The following is a 7,167-nucleotide window of genomic DNA, read 5'->3' on the forward strand; positions in this document are numbered from 1 at the left end:
CTCCTGTCATTCGGCCAATCTCTCTCTGTGATCTTCCTTCTCGATAATGCATCAAGATAATATTCTGTTTTTGAATCAAACTGATCATCTCTCCCGACCCCCACATCATCGTTATGATTCTATGGGTTATATCGGTTTGGGTGGGGGAGTTTAAATGATTACGTTGGCGTACTTTTAAGTTAACAGATACACTCGCTCTCCTGTGCTTCTCCTATATAGTCACCTAGAAATTTTTCTAGCAATCCATGATATGCATAAGGCAATACCTTTACTCCCCATTCTCCACCTTCCTTTTTTGAAGACACGTTCCCTTCCTTCAAATAAAGTAAAACTCTACAAAGGTTTAAGGTATAATACACTTGGTTATCAATGATTTCTTGTCTGGGACCTTCTACATCATGAAGAATTGATGCTATATAATACTGTTTGCTTTACTATTCCCTTCATAGACAAATACTCTAATTAACTCACTTTTAATTACCCTATCTAAAATCATTTACCTCCTGACACATAACTAATTGTTAATCATCACATAGTCTATATCCCGTTATATAATTACCCCAATCCGATAAATTTTTCTGCCATGCATCAAGTCCGTCAAATGTGCCAATGTAAACGACATTATTATTGTTGATTAGAATTTGCATATCATTATCTTGGTCCCAAGCACATCGGCAGTAAAGATTAATACCACAAATATTTATATCATCTGGTTCGTCAATTGTAAGAGCTACTGGTTCAATAAATTTCAATATATCTTTTGCTAAAGTTATACCTATAAGTTCTTCAGTATAATCCACGTCCGGTGAATAACTTATTACATCCCTACAAAAGTCCAAGGAATACTTACAGATTGTCGATATAGTCTCCTCACTTAGTGTATTCAGGTACTCTGCACATTTCTTAATATATTCCATTGGAATACTATCTTGATATTCTAACCCAATGTAACTATTAAATAACGGAAAGTAGACCTCACCACTCACGTCATTTTCTTCTTTTTTGATATTTTTAATGAGATGCATTATTTACCTCCTTTATTTATTCATTTAATGGGTTTACGTCTACTCCCTTTAGATAGCGGATGTAACGCCTGATTATTCATCATCGAAAATACCTCGGGTAGATCAAGGGGTGATATCCTGTTATTCGATGCTGCTACAGCTAGTAACTCTATGTAACCATTCTTTTACCGTCTCTGAAAACAGAGTATCCTGTTCAATTTGCAAATTATCTCCTTTGGTCTTACCCATTCCAGGTAAATCAAAGTAAATACGCTTCCAATCTGTATTACTGGTTTGGAAGATAGGTTCCATGCACCCTTTCATCGGTCTGTGGTCCGGGCCCCATCCATGAATCATTACAATCGGCGTACCTTCACTGGTAAGTTTCGTTATTCGTGGAGCCGATAAATCGCTCCCCTCGGCCGTCGTCCATTCCAGCAAGCCGTTATCAAATGAACTTATTTAGGCTAGGTCGTATGTTGACTAAAGATTATAAAATTGAAAAATCAGTTTATAGCCGTCAAAAGTATCTCCGTACAGCTCAACATAATCCTCTTGATTATAATTCGAAACTGTCTTCCGCCAAAATTTTTGCCCTATAACGTTTCTTTCAGATGGATTGGTAAACAGTTCCCATCTCCCTTGGAATTGCTCAAACACTTTAATAGCCGCCTGTTCGGCTATACCTTGACCTCTAAAGGAGCGGAGTAAAAAGAATTCATTAACAAAATAATCTATTCCCTCTGCACAATGTGGAGGTGTTCCAATGAGAATAAACCCTGCTGGTTTATCGTCAACCAGAATCAAATAGGGATATAAGCAACCCGGTTTTTCCCACCAAATATTCTGAACCTCATATTGGTCACCCAATGTTCTACACTCATCACTATCTTCATAAATTCCATGAATATTCGGAAATCTGACATAATGTTCTGATAAATCATACAAATATAGAGGGTATAAATTTTTTATTATATATGCTTCGTTTTTACTGGTTAATTGCAATTTAATCTTCATAGAGTAGCTCCTTCGAATTATCTTAATAATCAGTCTATATCTTATGTTTTCAATCAAGTCATTTAGGTGCACTATTTTTCTTTATCATCCTATTCAGCAATACTCGAATTCCATAATACGTTACTACCATAAACAAAAATCCGCTAAAGCCCATAAGCACTGTTATCCATTTACTTCTGATTATAATTCCAAATGAGAGTTTATGTTGTAAATATTCAATTGTCTTATAACTTTCAAGTATGTCGGGTACATAATTCTTTGTTAAAAGCATACCTCGAACTATTTCCCATCCAATAAATGCTAGAACAATTAAGATTGAGACTATTATTGATTCGATTAATAATCGTTTATCTACCTTCATTTGTGACCCCCCTCAAAAATTGTTGCCATTGAACTATTACAGCAGATCAAGGGTAACATGATCCACAGCACGAATATTGTGTTGAACTACATCTATAAATTAACTCACATCATTTTCTTGGCTACGAAAGTTATACAGTCAGTTATTAGTTTTACGGATTGACCATTTCTGTTAATATCATATTCTAATTTTTTTACAAATCGCTTTTGAATTTCCCACGTAGCATACTGATGATCTAATAACTCCAACATTCTTTCTGTAGTAATATTCACTTCAAACATCGGATCTAGATCTTGTCCATTTTCGAGATTAACTTCTTGTATATTAGATCCAATTATTATGCAATTGGCCCCACTTTTTCGGGTTCCAAAAGTCATCTCATTAAGTTTATTTGCCAATGTTCTTTCCGAACTCACATGTTCTAAGGCGGATACAGCTATAATAATGTCATATTCCTCTTGTTCGATAGTGAATTGTTCAATGTCTGATAGCCTTGTCACAATAAATTGTTCGACCCCAGATTTTTGACTATTATCATGTAATTTATCAATAGCAGACTCTAATAGATCAACACAAACTACTTTCCCGTTTCTATTCTTCATTGATTGGGCTATGGGAATGCTATTCCTACCCACTCCAGATCCTAAATCTAGAACACTTAAGTATTCTTTATCTTTATATTCTTCTAATAGATCGATTACCGTTTTTACGGGTTTATGCAGCCAAGATCCTGGCTCAAATAAACTATAATTATCGTAACAGAAGTCATGATATTTCTTCTCTTCTGTTCTTATATTCGCTACTCTGTACATACCCTCACCTCAAGCTTCTGCAAGTTTCATCTACCATTTGGTATCTACGACTTGACGTGACTCGACCTTAAAAAGCTCTTATCTTAGACCAGTCACGTGTTATCTGACTATGATCCTATGAAAACACTTCGGTCAACGGACCAAGCGGCTTCATCCCGGATGCGTGAATTCGGTGTTTAACTAAACCACTACGCGATAGTTTTTTAAATTCCACAATACTTTAGTGCTATTTCACCATAACTTCCTTTATCATCTAGTGAAAAGAAAGGTATTCATTCATGCAAGGTTTGATTCAAACCGTTCTTTTTCGCGAATGGAATATTGGGTGAGCGCGATGAAATGGCATACTTTTTGTCATGATGTCTGATCTTGGAGGAGGAAGGTATGTCTTCATTGGTGAGTGTGAATTAGCACGCTAATCTTAGCCGTTTGAAAGTGAATTCTCTTATATTCTGCTACATTAAGAGGTGGAAGTAAATAACAAATACCATAGGCCGATAAATATTCGCGACATCGTTCAACATGAATTTATGCAACTGCGCAACCCATCCAAATACTTATATTTTCATTTGTTTATCTTCGCATACCACAATTTTACTAACCAGATGAGTGTAAACGACCTAGTAGCACCGATTCGAGATAAATTTCGGTATATTATAGTTAAACATTAGAGGTGGAGACGTCCTCCCCATCTTTCAATTGCCCTGTCTCCCGGCGCCGCCAAATCATGAATACCAAGGATAACGCAATTACCGTGAGGATAACCCCTAACAGTCGAAATCCCTCGGCGCTGAACTTATCCCCCATTACGCTAGCTATCAACAACGAAGATAGAATGGTTCCCAAGTATCTCGATGTCATAAATAATCCGGATGCTACACCAATAATTTCTTTTGGAGAACTTTTGAACAAAGCCGCTTGCATACCGACACTGTTCAAACCGTTGCTAACACCGAATGCAGCTAAAGCCAAACACACACTGATAACCGATGACGTTTGATTCAATGTCACGATCCATACTGACCCCAATGTCATCAGTATTCCGGATACTAGCAATGCTGGCCTGGGCCCTGATTTATCTATCCATCGTCCTGCTATTGGAGAAGCAACGAGCGAGCACAGCCCTAAGCTTAGCATGAGAATCCCTGTGTGGAACTCGCTGACATGACGTACCATTTGCAAGTAGGATGGAAGCCCAAAAAAGAGCGAGTAATAAAGTAAATTAACGAGTATAAATTCGATATTGACCCAAGTCATCGAAGGATATTTGGCAAATGTGCGTAAAGGAATAAAAGGTGACGTCGCTTTTAATTCATGTCGTACGAAAGTCGCAAGTAGTACGAGGCCCAACAGCCCAACAATGATATGCCCAAATGAGACATGAGCCGATGATTTTGCTGACAGTACTCCAATGAGTAGGGTAACCAGACCCACTGTGAAGAGCAGGATCCCTGACGCATCAATCAAATCAAACCATTTACGAAGGGACATTCCCCGTGCAACGGATATTCGAAATTCGTCCTTAGGAATAGTCCTCCACGCTAATAGATAGCTCATCACCACGAACGGAATATTGACGAAAAAGATAGCATGCCAATCCCACCAGTGAATCAAAACCCCACCAATAAAGGGTCCAATGGCTGCCGCTCCTGACAGGAATATGGACATAACTGACAGCGCAGTGGCTTGTTTCTCCGTAATATGAATTCGCACAATAGCCATTCCAACGGAAACGATCATGCTTGTTCCGATAGCTTGCACAATGCGGAATACGATGAGCCACTCAAAATTTGGTGATAGTGGAGCTAATAATGATGCAACGAAGGATACAACAAGCCCGGCAAGAAATATCTTCCTGCGACCGAATAAGTCACTCGCCTTTCCCATGACAGGTTGAGCGATAGCACTCGCAATGTAGAAAGAAAAAATAATCCAAGAAACACCTGTAAAGTCAAGGTGATACACACTTTGCAGTCTTGCAATAGCAACAGAAATCATCGAAGAATTTAATGGGTTCAATAGCACCCCCAGTCCAACGGAAATCAACAACCACCTGCTGCGAACATTCATTTTTGCTTCCCCCTCAAAGTCTATTGATGACATTGTACTTGAAATTATTTATTCATTCCAACGCATTCTATGTTATGATTTCATTGACTTGAAGGAATGAATGGAGGATGTGAAGTGGAACTTCTTCAACTGGAATATTTTCTCGTGGTAGCTCGGTTGGAACATGTGACCGAAGCAGCACGAAGTCTGCACGTTACTCAATCATCATTAAGCAAAACGATTCAACGCTTGGAGGAAGATCTAGGCGTCCCTCTGTTCGATCGAATAGGGAGAAATCTTCGATTGAATGAGTTCGGTAGCCGTTTCCTTCGCCGTGCAGAAAGAGCTTTGTTTGAATTAAAACAGGGAAAGCAAGAGCTTAACGATTTATCCAGTCGGGAACATGGCACACTCGAATTGGCGGTGACCACCGCAAGCACGTTACCTAATATCCTTCGAGAGTTTCGGAAAAAGCAGCCAAATATCCAATTTCATGTACAAATGCTGACCACACAGGAAATGGTTACGCTTCTTCATAGAGGAGAGATCGATTTCTGCTTGTCCTCACCTCCTATAGAAGGGGATGATATTGAATGTCAAATCGTGTACATCGACCCCATCCTTGTAGCTGTTCCAAAGGGACATCGACTGGCAGACCGAAGTAGCATATCCTTGACAGAACTAAAGGATGAATGGTTTGTCGGTGTAAAGAGAGGTTATGGTACTCGCGATTTAGTGGACTCTGTATGTAAATCGGTTGGATTTGTACCTAAATATGTATATGAGGGGGATGAACCTGCAAGGCTAACTGCTCTTGTGGAAGCCGAAATTGGCATAGCCTTCATACCAAGCACGGCAAGGTATTCACAGGAACATATCAAATATCTCCAAGTAGAGAATCACGAATTGGTACGGGAGATAGCTTTACTATGGCACAGAAGTCGGTACATTTCGCGGGCTGCTATGGAATTCCGTGAGGTCGTTGAAGAATATTTTGAGGCGATATCTAAATAGACAATTTAATCAAAGTTTCGTGCTGATCACTGAACTCGGGGATATAAAAAGGTCCCCGTCTGTTAAACAGCTAACAGCTTTTGCAGGGCTAGACTTATATAGCTCTTGTTGTCTGATCCTTCTTACATGATTATACATATGACAACCGAAGGACGATGCCCGATACATGAATACGAGGTTAAGCGATGGCATCGACTTCCTTGATTTATCTTCAATTTTCTTAGGTTTTTCTAACTTTTAAATAATCGATAGCATGCCAATGACCATTAAATACAAATACATTTTGATCTTCAAATTCCTCAATTACACATTCATCACTCTCTATAATATCTGCTATAAGAACAACAAATTCATTTAGACTATTTGCTATTACTATCTTTTCATTTTCATCTCTTCCAAAGTTTATTATTTGTCCTACTTTACCATTATCCTCTGGATCTAAATCAATTCCTATGTAATTTCCACCACTATCGTCTGCAATGGGTACCCATAAAGTATTAATACAGTGACATTTTATTTTTCCAGGCTCTACTGAAGTACAACGTTTATTTAGATCCTGGAGATCTGTAACCGAAAGTGATGAATGCAATTCTTTTTGTACTTTCCACTCAGAATAAACCTTATCCAAGGATAAAAACTTCATTCCTAAGATAGACCCTGCTATAAATCTATCGTTATCACCATTACACAATGAAAAGAGCTCCTTCATATTCTCGGGAAGTTCAAAACCGAATTGGCATTTATATCTGTTCCATTCATTTCCTGAAATTCCTTTATTGAAATTTGTAGTGAACCCTCTATACTTCCTTTCATAATTATTAACTCAACTTTCGCAGCTGGATTATCAGCTTAAACCCTTAAGACCGTAAGAAGAAATCAATAAATTTATCCGTATTGACAAAAACACCTC

The 7,167-nt window shown here is 38.3% G+C and carries 9 protein-coding genes; 1 reads left to right on the forward strand and 8 read right to left on the reverse strand.

Annotated features, from left to right (window positions below; genetic code table 11):
• Positions 1-179: 179 nt before the first annotated feature.
• The 7 genes from J2T13_RS25830 to J2T13_RS25860 form a co-directional block, all read right to left on the reverse strand.
• Positions 180-416: a DUF4111 domain-containing protein gene (locus J2T13_RS25830; RefSeq protein ID WP_429375559.1), complete on the reverse strand. Its 237-nt coding sequence runs from the start codon at positions 414-416 to the stop codon at positions 180-182.
• A 105-nt stretch (positions 417-521) separates the two neighbouring features.
• Positions 522-1,025, reverse strand: coding sequence for a DUF6985 domain-containing protein (locus J2T13_RS25835; protein ID WP_429375545.1), 504 nt, complete (start codon positions 1,023-1,025; stop codon positions 522-524).
• Between the two features lie 120 nt (positions 1,026-1,145).
• Complete coding sequence (locus J2T13_RS25840; RefSeq protein WP_429375546.1) at positions 1,146-1,445, reverse strand: alpha/beta fold hydrolase; 300 nt, start codon at positions 1,443-1,445, stop codon at positions 1,146-1,148.
• A gap of 42 nt (positions 1,446-1,487) precedes the next feature.
• Complete coding sequence (locus J2T13_RS25845) at positions 1,488-2,021, reverse strand: GNAT family N-acetyltransferase (RefSeq protein ID WP_429375548.1); 534 nt, start codon at positions 2,019-2,021, stop codon at positions 1,488-1,490.
• A gap of 58 nt (positions 2,022-2,079) precedes the next feature.
• Positions 2,080-2,382 carry a hypothetical protein gene (locus J2T13_RS25850; protein WP_429375550.1) on the reverse strand — a complete coding sequence of 101 codons (303 nt, stop codon included), beginning with the start codon at positions 2,380-2,382 and terminating at the stop codon, positions 2,080-2,082.
• A 104-nt stretch (positions 2,383-2,486) separates the two neighbouring features.
• Positions 2,487-3,194, reverse strand: a complete 708-nt coding sequence (locus J2T13_RS25855) for a class I SAM-dependent methyltransferase (RefSeq protein ID WP_429375552.1) — start codon at positions 3,192-3,194, stop codon at positions 2,487-2,489.
• 660 nt (positions 3,195-3,854) lie between these two features.
• Positions 3,855-5,264 (reverse strand): MFS transporter, encoded by a 1,410-nt coding sequence (locus J2T13_RS25860; RefSeq protein WP_429375553.1) that lies wholly within the window; start codon positions 5,262-5,264, stop codon positions 3,855-3,857.
• Positions 5,265-5,378: 114 nt separating this feature from the next.
• On the opposite strand from J2T13_RS25860, the gene J2T13_RS25865 reads away from it, so the two are divergent.
• Positions 5,379-6,257, forward strand: coding sequence for a LysR family transcriptional regulator (locus J2T13_RS25865; protein WP_429375555.1), 879 nt, complete (start codon positions 5,379-5,381; stop codon positions 6,255-6,257).
• 220 nt (positions 6,258-6,477) lie between these two features.
• Here J2T13_RS25865 and J2T13_RS25870 read toward each other — a convergent pair whose 3' ends face one another.
• A complete protein-coding gene (locus J2T13_RS25870) occupies positions 6,478-6,966 on the reverse strand; it encodes an SMI1/KNR4 family protein (protein WP_429375557.1) in 489 nt (162 codons plus the stop codon).
• Positions 6,967-7,167 lie beyond the last annotated feature (201 nt).

It is taken from the genome of Paenibacillus sp. DS2015 (assembly GCF_050433705.1).
In the GTDB taxonomy this organism is placed as follows: Bacteria; Bacillota; Bacilli; order Paenibacillales; family Paenibacillaceae; genus Paenibacillus_AQ.